This is a genomic window from Amycolatopsis viridis (assembly GCF_011758765.1).
Taxonomy (GTDB): Bacteria; Actinomycetota; Actinomycetes; order Mycobacteriales; family Pseudonocardiaceae; genus Amycolatopsis_E; species Amycolatopsis_E viridis.
Map to the genome: position 1 here is coordinate 4,250,294 of NZ_JAANOU010000001.1, position 17,407 is coordinate 4,267,700.

The 17,407-nt window shown below is 69.9% G+C and carries 22 protein-coding genes and 1 pseudogene; 1 reads left to right on the forward strand and 22 read right to left on the reverse strand.

Features of this window, described 5'->3' with window-relative positions; translation table 11 throughout:
- Positions 1-5 precede the first annotated feature (5 nt).
- From FHX46_RS20990 to FHX46_RS21000, 3 genes and pseudogenes are all read right to left on the reverse strand, one after another.
- A pseudogene (locus FHX46_RS20990) lies at positions 6-1,331 on the reverse strand (ComEC/Rec2 family competence protein); the annotation flags it as partial.
- A 257-nt stretch (positions 1,332-1,588) separates the two neighbouring features.
- On the reverse strand, positions 1,589-2,806 hold the full coding sequence (locus tag FHX46_RS20995) for a helix-turn-helix domain-containing protein (protein WP_167117763.1): 1,218 nt from the start codon (positions 2,804-2,806) through the stop codon (positions 1,589-1,591).
- Between the two features lie 34 nt (positions 2,807-2,840).
- The gene (locus tag FHX46_RS21000) at positions 2,841-3,335 is read right to left on the reverse strand and encodes an NUDIX domain-containing protein (protein ID WP_167117766.1); all 495 of its coding nucleotides are present in this window, start codon (positions 3,333-3,335) and stop codon (positions 2,841-2,843) included.
- Between the two features lie 296 nt (positions 3,336-3,631).
- Between FHX46_RS21000 and FHX46_RS21005 the strand changes: the two genes are divergently transcribed.
- Complete coding sequence (locus FHX46_RS21005; protein ID WP_167117769.1) at positions 3,632-3,922, forward strand: hypothetical protein; 291 nt, start codon at positions 3,632-3,634, stop codon at positions 3,920-3,922.
- A 74-nt stretch (positions 3,923-3,996) separates the two neighbouring features.
- Here FHX46_RS21005 and FHX46_RS21010 read toward each other — a convergent pair whose 3' ends face one another.
- The 19 genes from FHX46_RS21010 to FHX46_RS21100 form a co-directional block, all read right to left on the reverse strand.
- On the reverse strand, positions 3,997-4,182 hold the full coding sequence (locus FHX46_RS21010) for a hypothetical protein (RefSeq protein ID WP_167117772.1): 186 nt from the start codon (positions 4,180-4,182) through the stop codon (positions 3,997-3,999).
- Positions 4,179-4,961, reverse strand: coding sequence for a M15 family metallopeptidase (locus FHX46_RS21015; protein ID WP_167117775.1), 783 nt, complete (start codon positions 4,959-4,961; stop codon positions 4,179-4,181). The genes FHX46_RS21010 and FHX46_RS21015 overlap by 4 nt, the downstream gene beginning before the upstream one ends.
- A 1-nt stretch (position 4,962) precedes the next feature.
- The gene (locus tag FHX46_RS21020) at positions 4,963-5,208 is read right to left on the reverse strand and encodes a hypothetical protein (RefSeq protein WP_167117778.1); all 246 of its coding nucleotides are present in this window, start codon (positions 5,206-5,208) and stop codon (positions 4,963-4,965) included.
- Between the two features lie 11 nt (positions 5,209-5,219).
- A complete protein-coding gene (locus FHX46_RS21025) occupies positions 5,220-5,858 on the reverse strand; it encodes a hypothetical protein (RefSeq protein WP_167117781.1) in 639 nt (212 codons plus the stop codon).
- 81 nt (positions 5,859-5,939) lie between these two features.
- Positions 5,940-6,608 (reverse strand): hypothetical protein, encoded by a 669-nt coding sequence (locus FHX46_RS21030; protein WP_167117784.1) that lies wholly within the window; start codon positions 6,606-6,608, stop codon positions 5,940-5,942.
- Positions 6,605-7,708, reverse strand: a complete 1,104-nt coding sequence (locus FHX46_RS21035; protein WP_208400225.1) for a DUF5047 domain-containing protein — start codon at positions 7,706-7,708, stop codon at positions 6,605-6,607. Before FHX46_RS21035 ends, FHX46_RS21030 begins: the two co-directional genes overlap by 4 nt.
- 5 nt (positions 7,709-7,713) lie before the next feature.
- Entirely contained in the window at positions 7,714-9,111 is a 1,398-nt protein-coding gene (locus FHX46_RS21040; protein WP_167117790.1) for a hypothetical protein, read from the reverse strand.
- Entirely contained in the window at positions 9,108-11,123 is a 2,016-nt protein-coding gene (locus tag FHX46_RS21045) for a phage tail protein (protein WP_167117793.1), read from the reverse strand. The genes FHX46_RS21040 and FHX46_RS21045 overlap by 4 nt, the downstream gene beginning before the upstream one ends.
- A complete protein-coding gene (locus tag FHX46_RS21050; RefSeq protein WP_167117797.1) occupies positions 11,123-11,578 on the reverse strand; it encodes a hypothetical protein in 456 nt (151 codons plus the stop codon). Before FHX46_RS21050 ends, FHX46_RS21045 begins: the two co-directional genes overlap by 1 nt.
- A 228-nt stretch (positions 11,579-11,806) precedes the next feature.
- Complete coding sequence (locus FHX46_RS21055) at positions 11,807-12,076, reverse strand: hypothetical protein (protein WP_167117800.1); 270 nt, start codon at positions 12,074-12,076, stop codon at positions 11,807-11,809.
- A complete protein-coding gene (locus FHX46_RS21060; protein ID WP_167117803.1) occupies positions 12,073-12,423 on the reverse strand; it encodes a hypothetical protein in 351 nt (116 codons plus the stop codon). The genes FHX46_RS21055 and FHX46_RS21060 overlap by 4 nt, the downstream gene beginning before the upstream one ends.
- A gap of 1 nt (position 12,424) precedes the next feature.
- Positions 12,425-12,856, reverse strand: coding sequence for a hypothetical protein (locus FHX46_RS21065; RefSeq protein WP_167117806.1), 432 nt, complete (start codon positions 12,854-12,856; stop codon positions 12,425-12,427).
- A complete protein-coding gene (locus FHX46_RS21070) occupies positions 12,856-13,209 on the reverse strand; it encodes a hypothetical protein (RefSeq protein WP_167117809.1) in 354 nt (117 codons plus the stop codon). Before FHX46_RS21070 ends, FHX46_RS21065 begins: the two co-directional genes overlap by 1 nt.
- Positions 13,206-13,562 carry a phage head-tail connector protein gene (locus tag FHX46_RS21075; protein WP_167117812.1) on the reverse strand — a complete coding sequence of 119 codons (357 nt, stop codon included), beginning with the start codon at positions 13,560-13,562 and terminating at the stop codon, positions 13,206-13,208. The genes FHX46_RS21070 and FHX46_RS21075 overlap by 4 nt, the downstream gene beginning before the upstream one ends.
- Positions 13,562-14,872, reverse strand: coding sequence for a phage major capsid protein (locus FHX46_RS21080; protein ID WP_167117815.1), 1,311 nt, complete (start codon positions 14,870-14,872; stop codon positions 13,562-13,564). Before FHX46_RS21080 ends, FHX46_RS21075 begins: the two co-directional genes overlap by 1 nt.
- Positions 14,873-15,011: 139 nt before the next feature.
- Positions 15,012-15,836: an HK97 family phage prohead protease gene (locus FHX46_RS21085; protein WP_167117818.1), complete on the reverse strand. Its 825-nt coding sequence runs from the start codon at positions 15,834-15,836 to the stop codon at positions 15,012-15,014.
- On the reverse strand, positions 15,829-15,987 hold the full coding sequence (locus FHX46_RS21090; protein WP_167117821.1) for a hypothetical protein: 159 nt from the start codon (positions 15,985-15,987) through the stop codon (positions 15,829-15,831). Before FHX46_RS21090 ends, FHX46_RS21085 begins: the two co-directional genes overlap by 8 nt.
- Positions 15,984-17,225 (reverse strand): phage portal protein, encoded by a 1,242-nt coding sequence (locus tag FHX46_RS21095; RefSeq protein WP_167117824.1) that lies wholly within the window; start codon positions 17,223-17,225, stop codon positions 15,984-15,986. The genes FHX46_RS21090 and FHX46_RS21095 overlap by 4 nt, the downstream gene beginning before the upstream one ends.
- On the reverse strand, positions 17,225-17,407 hold the full coding sequence (locus FHX46_RS21100) for a hypothetical protein (protein WP_167117827.1): 183 nt from the start codon (positions 17,405-17,407) through the stop codon (positions 17,225-17,227). The genes FHX46_RS21095 and FHX46_RS21100 overlap by 1 nt, the downstream gene beginning before the upstream one ends.

A 17,407-nucleotide genomic window follows, 5' to 3' on the forward strand; every position in this document is an offset into this window, starting at 1 on the left:
GCAGCTCACTTTCCCCGGCGCACCACGGCGGGGCCGGACTGATCGGGGATCACCGCGGTGTCGCCGTCGGTGTCCGTGCGGGCGACGAGCGCACCGTCCGCGGTCAGGGTGTCGAGTGTCGTGCGGTTCGGGTGACCGTAGCGGTTGCCCGAACCGACGCTGACCAGCGCCAGCCGTGCGGACACCGCGGCGAGGAACTGTGGCAGTGAGAACCTGCTGCCGTGGTGCGGGACCTTGATGACGTCGGCGCGCACGTCTGCGCCCGAGGCGAGCAGGTCGGCCTGTGCGGCCAGCTCCACATCACCGGTCAGCAGCACACGGCCCGCCGGTGTAGCCGCGCGCAGCACGACCGAGCCGTTGTTGATCTGTGTTCCGTCGTCGTCCTCCTCTTCGGACACGTATCCGGGGCCCAGCACCTCCAGGGTCAGCGCGGGCCACTCGAGCCGCCGTCCCGGTTCCAGTTCGAGCAGGGGGACACCGTGGCGCGCCGCGATCTGGCCGACTTGCCGCCAGGCCCAGTCCGGCTGCCGGCCGGGCCCGACCGCGACCGCCCCGACCGTCCGACCCTCGAACACCGAGGCCAACCCGCCGATGTGGTCGGCGTGCAGGTGGCTCAACACCACCAGCGGCACCCGCTCGACCCCGAGCCGGTCCAGGCACCGGTCCACCGGGCCCGGCTCCGGGCCGGTGTCCACCACGATCGCTCGTCCCGGTTCCCCGGTGGCCAGCGCGAGGGCGTCCCCCTGACCGACGTCGCACGCCACGACCGTCCAGCGCGCCGGCGGCCACCCGGGCGCGATGACCTTGCCCGGCACGACGATCAGCAGCCCGCCGACCAGGATCAGCGCCAGCAGCACCCGCAGGCCCCGCCTCCGCAGGGCCAGCACCACGGCGGTCGCGACCACCAAGGCGAGGAAGCCGCCCCACCAGCCGCCGGGCCACGGCAGCACCGCTCCGGGCACCGCCGACGCCCGTCGAGCGACGACGATCAGCCACCCCGCCTCCGGACCAGCCAGACGCGCAACCACCTCACCACCCGACGGCCACACGACGGCGACGAGCGTCGCGAGCACCCCGAACACCGTCGCGGAAGCGACCACGGGCGCGGCGAGCACGTTCGCCGCCACACTGACCACGCTCAGCTGCCCGGCCATGCCGGCCACCACCGGCGCGGTCACCACGAACGCCGCCGCCGGGACCGCGAGCCCTTCGGCGACACCCGCCGGAACTCCCCGGTGCTGGAGGACTTCCGCCCACCGCGGCGCCAGCAGCACCAGCCCAGCGGTCGCGATCACCGACAACGCGAACCCGAAGCTCACGGCCATCGCCGGGGAAAGGTTCGCCTACCTGCGCGAATAGGGTCGATCACGGCCCTGAACAGGGCATTCGACGTTTACTGACGTTGGTCGGAGTTGAACGCTTTCGACTGTCGAACGGAACAGAGACGGAACGGACCCAGCCCGCGATCACCCCGTCGCGGGTCCTGTACCTCCCATGCTGGCCGGCCTCGTTCCCGGATCCGGCCCACGAGCGGTGTGTAAATCCCGGCCACGCCCGAACGACCGTGGTGGAGTGCGAGTGGCCAGCCCTAACGGTCAGATGAGACGACCCCGAAGTGCGCGGCGAGTCTCGCGAACTCCGGCCCGAGGCGGCGTGGTGCCCGCTCCAGCAAGCGGCGCATGACGGCCTCGCCCAGCGGCTGGGAGCGGGCCCAGTCGGGGGCGAGGTCGCGAGCTTCGGCTAGGTAGCGCAGCGCCTGCCTGTCCTGCCGTAGCTGGAGTGAGGCGGCGGCCAGCCGGAGCCGGTGGCCGGCCTCCCAGAACGCGGGGACCTCGCCGCGCGCCTCGGGCACGGACAGGGCCAGCTGGAGTGCCTTCTCTGGGTCCCCCGCCCGTGCGGTGCTGTCGACGAGCTGGAGCGCGGCGACGCGGGGCCCGAAGATCGCGGCTTCACTAGCACTGTCGCTGCGCGCTCGCACTGCGGCTGCCTGCGCCTCGGCCAACAGGTCGTCCGCGCGCTCGGCCCGTCCGGCGGTGACGGCGGCGGTGGCCGCGTTGAATAGCAGGTTGCCGAAGATCCCGGCGCGTGTAGCGTCCCGGTCGAGCATTGTGGGTTGGATCTGTTCCGCGGCCTTGACCGCGACCCGCTCGGCGTCGTCGAGCCGCCCCTGCCGGACCAGGGTCCACACGAGGTACCGCATGGAAATCGCCGTTTCCACGTGGGGCGCATCGGAGTGCCGGGCCGCGTCCAGTGCGCGCTCGGCCGAGGACCATGCCAGGTCGTCGAAGCCCATCCGTCCGGCCATCCCCGCGCCGAGTCGGTAGGCGGTGGAAAGCACGCGGTGCGCCCCAGCTTTCTCGTCGCCGTGTGCGGTGCGGGCCAGGCGGCGGGCGTCGACCAGCACCGTGGGCAGTGCGTGCAGCAGCTCGACATGCCGTCCATCGACGTAGGCCCGCCAGGTGCCGTGGGTGGTCTTCACGAGCTCGTCGAGCGGGACCACGTCCTGCGCCTCGGCGAAGTCCAGGCCGGGCAGGTCGTCGATTGCGGTGATCGCGTGCCGCAGCGGGGTCACAGCGAGGTCGGCGGCCCGGTGTGCGGGCGCGGTGCCGAGCAGGTCGGCGACGGTGACGCCCAGGGCGTGCGCGAGCTTGCGCAGGGTGTCCGGGCGCGTGGTGGTGCGACTGCCCTGCTCGATACGGGACACGGTGTCGACGCTGACCCCGGCGGCTTCGGCGAGCCGTTCCTGGGACAGGTCGCGGGCCTTGCGGTAGCGGGCCAGGTTCTCCGGCAGAGCGTGCCCGGTCATGGTCGGCCTCCCCAAGCGGCGCGATGTCGGCTGATCAGCCTAGGCCGTTGACGGGCTTGCCGCCCTCGCACAGCGCGAGACCACCCGAATGGACGGCTTCCAGTGCGACGGCGAGCCGGGCCAGCAGCGATGGCTTCAGCATCACCGTCGCCTCATCCAGCGAGTAGAGCCCGGCGAACAGGACCTCCGGATCGGTCAGCTCCAGGTCGGCCACTTGAGGCTCGCTTATCAGCCCGCCGTCGAAGATGAAGGCCAGGCCCTCGGGGAACCGGCCGTCGTCGCGCAGGTAGTCGATGACGAGTGGTCGGCCAATCGGTCGGGTCAGGCCAATCTCCTCCCGGACCTCTCGTGCGGCTGTGGTCCAGGGTGCTTCGTCGGCGTCGACCGCGCCGCCGGGAATGTCCCAGTGCGGCTTGTAGGACGGCTGGACGAGCAGCACCCGGTCTTCGCGGTCGTAGAACAGGACCCCGGCCGACATCCGCTTGCGGTTCAGGGAGCGCACGTACTCGTCGAAGGGCACCAGGTCCACGCGCCGAGGCTACCGGGTGACCGCATCCGGGCGCCTGATCTAGGCGCGAGAGGCATAGATCGGCGGCCGACCAGCGCGAATACCGCTCTTGATGCTGTGTTCCACCCGGCTACGCGGAGTGATCATTTCCGCATGGTCTTCGACGTGGGACAGCACTCGCAGCAAAAGCCTCGTGTCAACGAGGACGAGACCGTGCCCCAGCCGAGGCCCACGCCGCAGTACGGGCCGCCATTGGTCTGCTCGGTCTATGACCACCTGGCCCACCGGTGCAACTGCTACCGGCCGGAGCGACGACGGTGAGCGTGAACATCTCGGCGTCCGGCCGCATAGACCGGCTGGACGATCAGCCAATCCCGAGCTGGATCGTTCGCCCACCGCGCCGCCGGAGTCAACGCCAGTGCGAGGACACCATGAACCTCTCGTACACGGAATTCCAGCGCGATCCGCTGGTCAAGGACGTGAACCGCGCACGCCGCACGTCGTACTTCGAAGCACATGACGGCACGATCACGCTGCTGAACACCGGCGAGACCCTGCCGCCGGAGCCGGGCGAGGGCTCCGCCGCCGAAGACGTGCGCCGTTCCTGATCAGGGACAGTCCAGGCGCACTGAGGAACCCCCGGTCCCCGTACACCTCCCATGTCTCGGGCCGGGGGTTCCGCCTATTCGATGTGCTTGTTCGGCACGCGCCAGACGCCGTAGATCGTGGCGCCGGCGGCGACGAGCGCGGACAGGGCGGCCGGGAGTTCGCCGGCACCGATGACGTTGTCGGCGACGATCGGGGCGAGTGCGGTGCACAGGCCGCCGACCGCGGCGACGATCGCCTTCGCGGCGTTGCCGAGGTTCACGCCGCATCACCCAGCTTCGCCAGCACCTGGTCGACCTTGTTTCGCAGCTCGGTGAGCGCTGCCCGGTCCTCGAAGGTCCACTTCGCGGAGTCAAACACAATGTCGGCCAGGTTGGTCCGGTTCTTGTCCCCGTCGATGCGGGACGGCTTGTTGGCCAGCACCGCGTCGAGCAGGGTGCGGACCATGTCGACGAGGGTCTTGCTGCCGGCCGCGGTGGGCCAGCCGGGGTACTCGCCGTTCTTGAACGAGCCGGTGAGCTGGTTGTAGATGGCGTCGAGCTTGGCGCTCTGGTCGGGGGTCAAGTCGTCCTCCTCGGTGCCGGTGGTCAGGGCTGCGAGGACGGCGGCGCAGAACGCCTCGCCCTCGACGATCTCGAAATGCATGCCGTCCTTGCGGCCCGTGTAGTCCCCGCCCCACCGCACCGCGCCACGTGTCGCGGCGACGATCTCGCGGATGGTGCGGATCTGCGCCGCGCTGAAGTTCGCAGCCGGGTCGGTGCCGAGCGGGTGCCGGGTGGCGTTGGCGTCCGCCGCTGTGCCGCTGGCGTGGTTGGACAGCGTGGTGCTGCTGCCGCGGATGGTGCGTTCCGCATAGCCCCAGTCGTCCAGCTGCCCGTCGTCGAGATCCTCGACCCGAGCGTGAAACTGGGCGAGCACCCACACCAGCAGCTCCCCGGCCGGCCCCTTGCGGAGCCGGATGGTCCGCGTCGTGCCGGGAACGGTGTAGACCTTGGTCAAGCTGATGTCGTTGGCGGTGTAGCCGTTCTGCGACTTCGCCATGTCACCCTCCTGTGAACGCGGTGATCAGGGCGCCGGCGATCGCGCCGAGCGCGCCACCGCCCCCGGTGGCGACCCACACGCGGCGCTCCAGGGCGCGGATGCGGGTCTCGTGGTCCGCGCTCTGCGCCTTGACCTCTTCGCGCAGGGTCTTCATCTCGCCGCGAATCTCCTTCACGGCGTCGTGCGTGGCGCGCACCTCGTCGTACATCTCCTTCGTGGTGATCACCACGTCGCCGGGCTGAGCCATGACTCCTCCCCTCAGTCCCTGATCTTGATCGCCCAGAAGGTGGTCAGGCCGCCGCCGTTGTTGCCGGTCGTGCCGCCTTCCAACCACCTGGTGGCGCCGGAGGTCTGGCCAGCGTTCACGCGAAGCACGTCGCCCACCACGAACCGGCGCCGGTTCGTGGCTTCCTGGCCGTTGCCCTCCGGGGCGTTGGTGGAGCTGGGCATGAGGTTGAAGGCGACCGTGTTGGCGTAGGCGAACCCGCCTGATGCCTTGTTCTTCGTGATGCCCAGGACCCGGTAGCCGGTGGTGTCGGCCGACCACTGCCCGCGCACGCCGATGTCGTACAGGCCATTTTCGCGGATCACGATCGAGTAGGGGTCTCCGGCAAGAGACCACATCGGGTTGCCGCCGACGCTGTCGTTCTGCTCGGACCCGGTCATGGGAACGGTCTGCGGGGTGCCGGTGGTGATGCCACGGGCCGTGTCGTTATAGAGCACGCAGGCGGGCATGCCGGGGTTGAGCGGCACCCAGGCGCTGCCCGTCCACCGGTAGGTTCGCCAGTCCAAAGAGGACACAAGTAGCTGGTTGGTTGCGCCGGAGGCGGGCAACGAGGGCACCACGCGCAGCGTCCGAAGGAACTGGTTTTCGACACCCTCGGCGAGCGCCTGCATGTCCGCCGGAACGTTCGGCGGATCAGTGAGCGCCGGGTATGGGAGGGCGAATTGCGGTGTGCTGGGCAAAATTTTCCTCCCCTAGTACGGCATGACCGTGAGTCGCCGGGACTGAAACTGAATGTTGTTGCCGTTGGCGCTGATGTACTTCAACCGGAACCGGTATTGACCGGGCGGAAGTTCGATCGTGTCGGTAACCATCACCGACGCTGCCGAGTAGACGTTCACCGCTGCTAGCTGTGCCGGGTCGAACGCGGTCGGGCCGACGCTGGTGGGGCCGGTGACCTCGACGCTGATTCCCCCGGTTTTCGACTGCGCGCCGCTGGCGTCGCACAAGATCATTCCGCCGTACGTCATCTGGACGCGGCCGTTGCAGTAGGTCGTCACGTCCGGCCCCACAGTGGCCAGGTCGGTCCACGAAGTCGACGAGGTGCTCTCGCTAGTGCCGACGCGGGCCGTGGCTAGGCGAAGCCCGGCGCCCCGCCCGGCCGCGCGGACGGCGCCGAGCACGAAATACTGGGTGCCGACACGGATGATGCCGACCACTTCGCCTTCTTCGATCCGCACCGTGTTGTTCGACGCGAGCAACGGCAGGTTCGAGAAGATGTTGCCGTTGATCCGCACCGAGTTGAGCCCGGTGAGATCGTCCCAGGATTCGATAACACCCGTGTGCCAACCGATGTTGCTGTTACCGTTGGCCTGTTGCTGCATTCCCGCAACCATCAAAGCCGCGATCTCATCGGCTCTCACAACGCACCTCCGAGGATCTGTTCGCGGGTAGTGGCCTGCATGACTCCGCCGGCATCGAGTGGCACGGTCAGCGTCTGGATCACGTGCCGCTCGGCGGTGAGCCGGTTCGCGTAGGACAGCTCGATGGGGTCGAGCGGCTCGAGCGCGACGTTGGGCACCATCGAGAAGTCGACGTTGTACGGGAGACCGAGCTGCCGCGCGAGCATCGCGTCGGCTGCGGCCTGGGCCTGCTCGGTGGTGGTGATGAACGTCGAGCTGTAGAACTTCGGGACCTTGCCGAACGGGCCGTTCCAGTAGGTCGGGCTGTTCGGGTTGAGGTCGTAGGCCACAGCCCGCACGGGCGGGGTTTCCCCAGCCTGCTCGCCGGTAGCGACGACCGCGTTGTAGACCCCGTCCCGCTTCAGCCGGCGCGCGACGCTGGCGACGACCCCGTCGCGGCCGTGGTTGACGGTGAACACCGGCACGGTCGGGTCCGGCGCGGTCTCCACCCGCAAGCGCCCGGCGTAGTCCCAGTACATGACCTTGCCGAGGCTGTCGGCGATGTCCTTGAGGAAGCTGTACCGGTCGTCCTCCAGCACGTGGCTGGACGGGAACGTGGTGGCGCCGGCGTCGAAGTCGAACAGGATGATCGCGCCGGGGTAGACCTCGCCGACAAGGAAGTTGAAGATCGCCGCGACGGATGTGCCGGCGCCGAACTCCATCGGCGCCAGGGGGCGGGCGTCGATAATCCCGGACATCCGGTCGCGCCCGTCGAGCTGGATTTGCCCGTCTGGCGCGTTGGGCTGGTCAGTCTCGTACATGCGGAAGTAGCCCTGCGAGACCCACTCGGTGCCGCCGTCGCCGTACACGATGCCGCGCTCCACGAACAGCTCGTTGCCGTAGGGCGTGAGCAGCCCGCTCGCGCTGGTGGGGAACTCCCACTCCGTGGTGAGGTCAAGGGTCGCGCGGATCTCGGCGGTGGCGTCGAGCTTCACGTCCCCGGCCACGATCGGGATCTCCACCCCGACGGGGTCGACGCCGGTCTGTCCGGGCGCGCACACGCGGGCGCGGGAGGCCATCGCGTGCGAGCCGCGGACGGTGGCGAGGAAGCGATCGGACACGGGCCTCATGGCACGATCACGTCCGTGGGGTCGGCGATCCGGTCGAGCACGTCGGCGTAGGTCGGCTCGGCCGCGATCAGCGCGGTGTAGCTGGTGAACGCAGTGAGCAGGTCGGCGTAGAGCACGGTCTGGCCGACGATCGTTCCGGCCGGCGCGGCGACCTCGGTCAGGGGCAGGTCGAAGAACCGGCGCTTGGTGCGCTTGGAGTGCCGGTCCATCGTGATGTCGCCGATAACGTAGTAGCCGCCCGGGAACGGGGCGCCGGCCGGGACGTGCAGCAGCACCGGTTCCCCGGTGGAGAGGCACAGGTCCAGATCCGCGGCCGCATCGAGGTCCACGGCGGTGATGGTGAGTGTGTATCGCCGCGACCCGCGCAGGTCTGTCACGGCGACCGGGAGCGAGCGGGAGATCACGTCGATGACCCCGGCGCGGGCCGGGCGCGTGATCGCCGACCAGTCGGTGACCGTGACCGCCCGGTTCAGGTAGGGCCGCTGCAGGTTTTTGATCCACGCCACCTGAATGTTCGGGGTGGTGCTGGCCGTGTCGCGGGTGACGTAGGCAGCTTTCTGGAAGGTCAGCAGCGTGGCCTTGGACACCGCGGCTGCGCCGCCGGTGACGATGACGTTTCCGGCGGGGACCGAGGTGGGGTAGGCGGCCAGGAACACGAACGTGCTGTCGCCGGAGCCCTGCGCGTTGCTGACCCGGGTCACGTCGACGAACCCGGCGGGGGTGCCCCATCCGGTGTGTTGCGCCTGCTTCCAGGCGAACAGCACGGTCAGCCGATCGTTGCTGCCGCCCGCGGTGATGGCCGGATAGGCGACGTTCTGCGCCGAGGCGTTGTTCTGCCACACCGACACCGCCGGCAGCAGCTCCGCGTTGCGCAGCGCCCACACCACCGCGGTAGTCGAGTCGCCGGCAGCGCCGCCGGTGAACGTGACCGTCGGCGCCGCGTCGCCGGGCAGGTAGCGGCGGCCGAACACGGCCGTGCTGCCGGTGGTGTGCACCGCGGTCCAGCCGGCCGGAGCGACCGGCGCCGCCGCGGTGTTGCGGATCGTGGCGAAGGCCAGCAGCAGATCGCCGGCGGTGATGCCGCTCGGCAGCGCGGGCGTCAGGGCCGTGTTGTTCCCGGTGACCGGGCCGCCCGGGGTGAGCCCGACGGACGTGACCGCCCCGCTGTCCACGTAGGAGGCGCGGTAGTAGTTCGGCACGCCGGCCGCAAACTCGTAGTCATCCAGCTGGCCGGCGCCGCTGGACAGCGGCACCGTGTCGCCGCCGCGGACCGTGGCCCAGGTGATCTGGTCGGTGCTGCGCTCGATGAGCGCGTAGTCGGCCTGCGCCGGGGCGCCGGTGATGGCGAGCCGGACGCGGGACAGGTCGTCGGCGTAGGTCGCGGTCAGGGTCATCTTGCGGCTCCCACTCCGGCCGTCAGCGCTCGGCGCATCTGCCGGTTGTCCCGGTCGGTCTTGATCCGGAACACCTCGGTGATGCCCTCGCTGAGGTCCAGGTGCAGCTTGATCACCTGCGCCTCGGCGCCGCCGCCGATCGCCTCGGCGGTGGTGTTCGCGTTCGTCACCCGCCCGGTCCGGCCCGGCGTGAACAGCTCCGGCCCGCGCTCACCGACGAGATAGGACTGGCCGGCCCGGGCGGTGCCGCCCTTGGCCAGCATCGGAATGTGCGGGATCGCCGGGATCCCGACGACTCCGGTCACCGCGTTGACCCCGCTGATCGCGCCGTTGACCACGCGGATCACGGCGTTGATCGCCGACTTGGCCGCGCCGGAGATTCCGGACCACACCGACCCGGCGAAGTCGGCCAGCCCGGAGAAGAACCCGCGCACCGCGTTGACCGAGTTGTTCCAGGCGTTGCGGAAGAAGTCCGCCACGCTCGACACCGCGCCGCGAATGCCGTTGAACACGCTGCCGAAGAACGAGCCGACGCCGCTGATCGCGCCCTGGATCCACGAGAAGACCGCGGCCCACACCCCGCGGAACCAGTTCACCACCGCGGTGATCACGTCGGAGACGAACTTCCACACGGCGGCCCACACGCCGCGGAAGAAGTCCAGGTTCTGAACGATCAGCACGATGATCGCGATCAGCGCCGCGATGCCGGCGATGATCAGCCCGATGGGGCTGGCGGCCATGGCGGCGTTGAGCGCCCACTGCACGACGGTGTAGGCGGCGACCGCGGCCTTCCACAGATTCACCGCAGCGGTGACCGCCTGGATCCCCAGCGCGAGCCCGCCGACGGCGATGGCCAGTGGGCCGATCCAGGTCATGTTCTGCGCCAGGAACGTCGCCAGCCCCTGCAGCAGCGGCCCCAGCAGCTGGATCGCCGGCACGAGGAAGGACGCAACCTGCGTAGCCAGCTGCGCGAAGGCATCGAGCAACGCCGGCAGCGCCGGGGCGATCGCCGTCAGCGCCGCACCCAGCACGCCCGACACCGCATGCCCCACGGCGGCGACCGCCTGGGCCAGGGCGACGATCGCGTCGTGCCCCTGTGCGGACTCCAGGAAGGCGCGCACCTGCTTGGCGAGCGGGCCGAGCACCCCACCCAGCCCCACACCGGCGTCGGACAGCGCGTCGAACACCGCGCCGACGATGCCGCCGATGTCGCCGAGGATCGCGAACAGCTCACGGAACGCCTCGATGGCGGTCCGGATCCACTGCTCGATGTTGCCGGTGTCGGCCATCCGCTGCACCCAGGCGTTGAACCGCTCGCCCGCGGCGCCCAGCCCGGCAGTCAGCTCGACCAGGATCGGCGCCGCCACCGCGCCCACGCGCGAGAACCCGGCGACCACCGGCGCCAGGAACGCGCCGATGTTCTGGATCAGCCGCGCCGTGGCGGACAGGATCGTGTTCACCTGCCCGACCGCGGCCGGCGTCTTCAACCACGCGGTGACCTTGGTGAGCACCCCGCCCATCGCGGTCGCGATCTGCTGGAAACCCGAGGTCAGCTGCGGCAGCGTCACGCGCAGGTTGTTCACCGCCGGCGCCAGCGACTTCTCGAACGACGCCGACACCTTGGACTTCAGCGTGTCCAGGGTCGGCGTCAGCTGGTCGAACGCGCGCTTGATCCCGTCCGCGCCGAGCTTCACCGCGACCATGGCGGCGGCCGCGCCCAGCATCACCGCGGGTACCAGCCCGGCCGCGCCCGACATCGCGACGAACGCCGACGCCAGCGCCAGCACCACGCCGATACCGCCCGACAGCTGCGAGAGCACCAGCGCGCCGCGGCCGGCCGCGGCCCACGCCGCCCCGACCGCCGAGGTGAACTTGCCGAGGTTCTTCCGGTTGGTCTCCGTCTGCTTCTCCAGCGCGCGCAGCTCGGCCATCGCAACACCGGTCGCCGCGACGAGCCCCTTCGCGGAGCCGTCGAACTTGATCCTGATCGTGCGCGTGCCCGTGGCCGCCATCAGCCGTCCTCGCTGAACTCGGCGATGATCGCGTCAGCCGCCGCCGACCACTTCGCAGCGATCTCGGCCTGGCTGTTCTCCACCACGGGGAAGAACCAGTAGGCGTCACGCCCCCGGTGTGGGCGGCCGAACTGGCTGTAGAAGTTCGAGCCGAACACCGAGCCGAACAGCAGCTTGTAGGCCGGCGCCCGGTTGCGCCCCAACCGCTTCGTGCCGCCGGCCTGGATCGCCGGGACCCGGTCCCGCACCGCCTTCACCGTTGACGCGACGAGCGGGGACTGCGGCGCCTCGTCGCTCATGCCGTCGGCCTTGACCTTCTCGGCCAGGGCGCGGGACAGCTCCAGCGTGGCGTCCTTGAGCCGCGTGGTCGCGTCCTTGGGCAGATCCGCGAACGCGCGCAGCGTCGGGCGCAGACCAACGATGCTCATCTTCACCGTGAGCGAGGTCTTGGCCACGAGAATCACCTCCGGGGACGGCCGGTCAGCCTGAGTACTGCGGGCCCCCGGCCCCGGGCTCACGGTGGGCGGTTGTGCCCTTGCCCCGTGAGGCGGCTTTCTCGCGCTCCTCCAAGATGGCCAGTGCGGTGACGACGGTCGCCTGGTGCTGGTCGTCCTCGGCAACCCAGACGCTGGGCGGGATCCCGGTCTCGATCGCGAGGGCGACCAGGGTCCGGCGCAGGCTGCCTACTGGGTAGGGTCCGGCTCCTTCACCGTCTCCTCCAGCTCGAACTCGAGGTCACAGCTGGCCTCGAACTCCTGCAGGGTGCCGGTGAACTGCTGGGTGCGGCGGGCCGCGAAGTGCGCGACCTTGTACAGGTCCGCAGTGTGCAACTCGTCCATCAGCTTCTTCAGCGACGCGCCCCTCGTGGTGCGCTCCCAGTTCAGAATGTCCCGCGTGGTGGCGGTGACCTCGAACTTTCCGCCACCGTCAGGTGCGATCTTGAAGTCGATCACAGCGCAAACACTCCCCTCGTCACACCGGCGAGCGTTCCGGTGTAGTCCACATACGCACGGCCCGCGTCCGGGGTGCCGACCAGCCGACCGAACGTCGACGGCTTCAACGGCCCGATGTAGCGCCTCGTCCCGGACGGGATCGTGACGGCCAGCTCCTCCAGGTCCAAACCGTCCACGGTGACCGGCGTCTGCACAGACACCGTCAGCGACGCGCCGGAGGCGTTGTCGACGACGAGGAACACCCGGCCGGTGTCGATCACGTCGCCGTCGCTGTTCGGCGGCCCGGTCAGGGCCGGGGTGATGCCCTCCTTGACGATCTGCTGCGTCGTCAGCGAAGTGCGCGCCATGTCAGGCCACCCTCTCGTAGGTCAGGCCGTCACCGAGGGTGCCGATGATCTGCAGCGTGACCTCGCTCGTCTCGGTCGCGCGCGCGTCCCCACCGACCGGCGGCGGCTTGAGCAGCACCTGCCCGGCCCACCGGACGTGCTCGCCGGCGATGTCCGGGTGGTGGTCCAGCACGAAGTCGGCGACCTGGTTGGCGTGCGCCCACAGGTAGTCCGACAGCCCGTTCGAGCGCCAGTCTGAGAAGAAGGTGAGCTCGAGCGTGGGCTCGTCGTCGGTCTCCTCGACGAAGCTGTTCGCGCCGCTGCTGCAGAACGTGTACTGCCGGTCCCCGTCCTGCACCCCGGGGTCCAGGTTCCACGTCTGGATCTGGCATTCGAACGCCTGGCCATCGATGGTGAAGTTGATGATCTTGAGTCGCCGCTGATGGATCGCCATCAGAGACTCACCTCCACGGAAAACGAGTAGCAGGGAAGGTTCTGGCTGCCGGCGGGGAACGTGCCGGGGTCGGCGCTCTGCACGACCGCGTCCTGCACTGTGTCAAGTGCGGCCGTGACCGGGGTGACGAGCTGCCACAGCAGTTCCAGGGCCCGCTCGTCCATCGCGACGATCAGGAACACTGGGAAGGTCGCTGTGGTGGGCGCGGACCCGTATCCGTCCCAGGTCAGCTGCGGCGCACCGATCAACAGCCCAGGCGGGTCGATGTCGTCGCCGAGCGGGTAGACGCGCAGCTTGTCGACGGTCTTGAGTGCCGTCTCGATCTGCTGCGCGGCCTCGGACACGGTCCTCATGCGAACACCGGTCCCCGGTACTTGCCGATGCCCAGCAGCCGCTCGATGTCCGGATCGAACGAAGGCACCCGGGCGGAACCGAGCTCGGGCCCCATCGTGACGAGCGCGTCCGGCGACCGGCGGCGGGTGTACCACCGCTCGGCCAGCCGGATCGTGCCCAGCACGAGGTCGGGCCCCGGCTTGGGCCGCGGGTCCAGCACGTCCTCGGTGTAGTCGATGTCCGACCGCACACGCTCGACGAACGCCACCGCGGCGTCGAGCTGCGTCTGCAAGAGCTCGTCGTCGCGGTCGTCGGTCGGCTCGAGCTTCTTGTCGAGCTTCAGCTCCACGAGCGTGGGCGGCCAGGACATCATCAGCTCGCAGCCGTGACCGTCAGGACCGCCACCGAGTTCGGGTGGCGAACCAGAGTGCCGACGTAACCCCAGATGCCCATGCGGACAAACGAGGGGCCACCGACCTGGTCGTAGCTGAAGTCCTGGACATCGGACTCGGCCAGGATCACCGCGTTCCTGCGGAGGACCGCGAACTTCTCGGCGTAGGCGGTGGGCAAGCCAGCAGAGGCCAGCACGTCCACGCCTTCGATATCACCGACCAGGACGTTGCCCAGGGCGCCGCGGGCGTTCTGCGGGCCGTAGCGAGACACCGGCATGAGCGGCCGGTTGTTGCCGTCCTTGAGCTTGCGGAACGCACCGAACCGGCGGAAGTTCATGACCGCCAGATCGGCCGGGCCACGCTGGTCACCAGCAACCGCGGTCTGCGCGTCGATCACCGCGTCGATCGCAGCGGCGTTGGTCGAGAACGCGGCCTCGGTGGCGAACGTGGTGCCCGCCGCGGTGCCGCCAGCGAGGATCGCCGAGCACACCAGGCCCTCGACAACGGTGTCCCACGCGGAACGCAGATCGCCCATAATGAGGCTGTCCACCGCCGGGGTGGAGGCATCGAGGAGCTGCCGCGAGACATCCTGGTAGGCGGCCTTCATGACCGGGGTCAGGGTGTCAGTGTTGCTGGTGTACCGGTCGGTGCCCCAGCCCGCGGTGTTCGTGCCCTCGGCGGCCTGCGTGAGGATGTTCGCGTCAGCGCCGGCGGTCTGCTTCGGCAAGACCAACGGGCGCGGATCACGGCCCAGCGGCAGGTGCCGGACAGCGTCGGCGACGACACGGTTCTGGCGGGCCAGAGCGTCGTACTCGTCGGTCAGCCACTTCGGCGGAATGATGCCGGTGCCGCCGGTTGCCTGAGTGACAGCGCGCATGTGCTCGTCAAGCCGCCGCTGCGCCTCGGGATCCCGCAGCGCCTTCGCCCGGTAGTGGTCGGCGAAGAACGAGTGCTGGCCGCCCTCCTTCTCCGACCGGTAGTGACCCGGGTCGCGGTCACGAGTGGTGGCGCGCCCGCGATGCTGGTCACCGCCGAGGTTCTGCTGCTCGCCGGCGTCACCGTCCAGCGAGGCCGCGAGCTCGCCGACGCGGCGGCTGCGGGTCTCGACCTCGGCTAGCTGCTCGATCTGCTCGGACAGGGTGCGCAGCTGGGTCGCCTGCTCAGTGACGCTGCGCAGCTCGTCTTCGGTGAGGTCGCGGTTGCCCTCGGCGGCGCGCGTCTGCAGGCCCTCGATCGAGGACCGCAGCGCGTCATGCTGCTCACGCAACCGGACCAGGTACGGGTTCGGCATGGCGCCGTCCTCCCGGTGTCGAAACGAATGGGGTCATTCGCACCGATTGGCCGGGGTGCTCGCTTCTGTGAGCGGCGAGGGTGTCGGCGTCCTGCGTTACTGCTCGTGTCCAGTGTAACCGATGACAGCGGTTAGCCGGTTAGGCCGCGTGTCCGCCGTGGTGCTTGGCGAACAGCGCCCGCCCGGCCGGGGTCGCCTGCATGATGTTGGTGGCCAGCCCGTCGGCCATGCTCGTCGGCACACCCTCGGAGATCAGCGCGTCGCGCAGCGCGGTCCAGGGGTGGGGGGACGTGGCGTAGCGGGCAAGCCCTTCCGGTCCTGTCCAGTACTCCCAGAGGGGCGAGCCGGGCCCGTACTTGAGGTTCGAGCCGCCGTGCGCGCTCGCGCGGGTCAGCGCCTCGGCGTCGGCGGACAGCACCGGCAGCGTCGCCACGATCTGGTCCAGCTGTGTTCGCCGGTCGACGGTGGCCGTGCTGCGGACGGCGGTAACGGTGGCTGCTTCGCCGTAGGCGCCGGCCATGACGATCGCGACCTCGGTCAGGGTGGCCGAGCGCCGCTCGACCACGCCGCCGGGGAGCTTCCGGTTTTGGCCCTCCCGGAACCCGATCGACAGCTCCGACAGTGCGCCGTCCTTGATCAGCTCTAGGGTTTCGTCGCCCTTCTCGGTCCGGGAAACCCGGAACCGGGTGAACAGGCCGGCCGCGTCGTCGCGCAGCTCGATCGCGCGGCCGATCAGCGTGCCGCCCATCTCGCCGTTGCGGCCGAAGTGGTCACGGAAGAACGGGACTCGGTGCGCGGCGCGGATCTGCGCGCTGAAGGCACCGCGGGCGAACTGCTCGGTCAGTCGGCTGTCGATGACCTGAGGCTTTCCGTAGGGCACGGCGATGCCCTCCACGGTCCGGCCATCGCCCGCCGAGCGGACCTCGAGTTCTGGCAGCCACTGGCGGGTGAAGGTCTCAGTCATGGTCGGGCTCCTTCACGTACCGCCACCCTGCCTCGTGGTGGACCTGGCACACGCCAAGATCCTCCAGTTCACGTTCTGTGCACCCGTCCACGATGCACTCCGCGTGCACGGTCCTGGGCTTGCCGGCCGGTTTGCGTGGCTTGCTGGTCATGCGGTCGCTCCCTGCGGTTCCGGGTTCTGGTTGGGCAGCGGCACCGCGGGCGCGGGCTGCTGCTCCGGTTCGGGATCGTCGTCGATGCCGGGCACGGGCGGCAGGTCCTCGATCTCGCGCACCTCGGACTTGAGCAGCCAGCCGTTGCGCACGGCGATCTCGTGCGCCTGGTAGCGGGTGAGGGTGTCGGCGCGCAGCACGGCGTCGAGGTTCGCCTGGACCCAGGTGCCGCGGGGGAAGTGCAGCGACAGAGTCTGCTCGAAGCGGCCCACGTGCCCGCCAAGGGAGAACTTCAACAGGTCGATGCTCTCGGCCTCGGCGTTGGTGTAGTCCATCGACCCGCCCGACGGGGCGCCGAGGAACCGTGGCGGCAGGCCGAAGATGTTGGCGACCTCGAGCAGCGACAGCTTGCGCGCCTCGATCAACTGCAACTCCTCGGGGTTCCAGGCCAGCGCCTCGAACTCGGTTCCCGGTCCCAGCGCGGCCACCGTGCGGTCTCGCTGCGCAACCAGCCACGCGGCCTTGGCATCGGACAGCTGATCGCGCGTCACATCGGGCGAGATCGCTTTCAGCACGCCGGTGGGGATGCCGGTGTTACCCAGGTTGCGCGCCTGCCGCGCCAGCTCCTCAGCGAGGTCGAGCGACCCGCTGCCATTGAGGTGCTTCTCCAGCACACCGACGCCGCGCAGTGCGCCCGGCTCACATGGGCCTTTCACGTGGATCACCTCGTCGGCGGCGAAAGACGAACCGCCGATGCTGTACTCGATCGCCCCGGTCGGCACGGCGGAGTACGTGGTGCCGACCGCCCGCCGCACGCCGACGTTGCGCGCCGGGACCGGGACGACCGCGGTCGGCAGGCCGGCGGCGTTCCGGTCGGCGATCACGCCGACGGCGTTGCCGTTGAGCACGAGGTCAGCCGCCCACGCCGACATGGTCGCGATGCGCGCTTCCTCTGGGTTGGGCTGCTCGAGCAGGATCGGCCGCGGGGTGATCTTCTCCGCGTAGTTGCGGCCGCGGTCGGTGTAGGCGTCCCACGGGAGCCCACCCAGCACGTCGGCGATCAGCATCACGGCCCGATCCACGCCGGGGATGCCCAGCGCCCGCACGTACCCGCCGCCACCCCACCCGGTGTCGCCGGTGATGAGGGCGGACGGGCCGATGCGCCAGCCATCCGACACGATCGTGCGGGAGTGCTGCAGCGGCCCGGTGGCGCGGGTGAACAGGCGTCCGAGTCCCATCAGGCACCCCTGACGATCTCGGCCAGCACCGCGACGGCGAAAACCAGCACGCCGATGACGAGCAGTCCCCAGGCGAGCCCGGCCACCATGAACAACCCAGCCCCGGCCGCGATCCCGCCGGTGGCCTGCGCGACGGACAGCAGCACGCCCCGGGCGCTGGTCGTGGTCCTCGTGTCGGTCAT

What these genes read in the sequence shown, in the direction of transcription:
- FHX46_RS20995 (WP_167117763.1), bottom strand. Translation starts at nt 2,806, where the DNA reads ATGACCGGGCACGCTCTGCCGGAGAACCTGGCCCGCTACCGCAAGGCC.
- FHX46_RS21015 (WP_167117775.1), bottom strand. Translation starts at nt 4,961, where the DNA reads ATGGCGAAGTCGCAGAACGGCTACACCGCCAACGACATCAGCTTGACC.
- FHX46_RS21020 (WP_167117778.1), bottom strand. Translation starts at nt 5,208, where the DNA reads ATGGCTCAGCCCGGCGACGTGGTGATCACCACGAAGGAGATGTACGAC.
- FHX46_RS21025 (WP_167117781.1), bottom strand. Translation starts at nt 5,858, where the DNA reads ATGCAGGCGCTCGCCGAGGGTGTCGAAAACCAGTTCCTTCGGACGCTG.
- FHX46_RS21040 (WP_167117790.1), bottom strand. Translation starts at nt 9,111, where the DNA reads ATGACCCTGACCGCGACCTACGCCGACGACCTGTCCCGCGTCCGGCTC.
- FHX46_RS21045 (WP_167117793.1), bottom strand. Translation starts at nt 11,123, where the DNA reads ATGGCGGCCACGGGCACGCGCACGATCAGGATCAAGTTCGACGGCTCC.
- FHX46_RS21060 (WP_167117803.1), bottom strand. Translation starts at nt 12,423, where the DNA reads ATGGCGCGCACTTCGCTGACGACGCAGCAGATCGTCAAGGAGGGCATC.
- FHX46_RS21065 (WP_167117806.1), bottom strand. Translation starts at nt 12,856, where the DNA reads ATGGCGATCCATCAGCGGCGACTCAAGATCATCAACTTCACCATCGAT.
- FHX46_RS21070 (WP_167117809.1), bottom strand. Translation starts at nt 13,209, where the DNA reads ATGAGGACCGTGTCCGAGGCCGCGCAGCAGATCGAGACGGCACTCAAG.
- FHX46_RS21075 (WP_167117812.1), bottom strand. Translation starts at nt 13,562, where the DNA reads ATGATGTCCTGGCCGCCCACGCTCGTGGAGCTGAAGCTCGACAAGAAG.
- FHX46_RS21080 (WP_167117815.1), bottom strand. Translation starts at nt 14,872, where the DNA reads ATGCCGAACCCGTACCTGGTCCGGTTGCGTGAGCAGCATGACGCGCTG.
- FHX46_RS21085 (WP_167117818.1), bottom strand. Translation starts at nt 15,836, where the DNA reads ATGACTGAGACCTTCACCCGCCAGTGGCTGCCAGAACTCGAGGTCCGC.
- FHX46_RS21090 (WP_167117821.1), bottom strand. Translation starts at nt 15,987, where the DNA reads ATGACCAGCAAGCCACGCAAACCGGCCGGCAAGCCCAGGACCGTGCAC.
- FHX46_RS21095 (WP_167117824.1), bottom strand. Translation starts at nt 17,225, where the DNA reads ATGGGACTCGGACGCCTGTTCACCCGCGCCACCGGGCCGCTGCAGCAC.
- FHX46_RS21100 (WP_167117827.1), bottom strand. Translation starts at nt 17,407, where the DNA reads ATGACCGACACGAGGACCACGACCAGCGCCCGGGGCGTGCTGCTGTCC.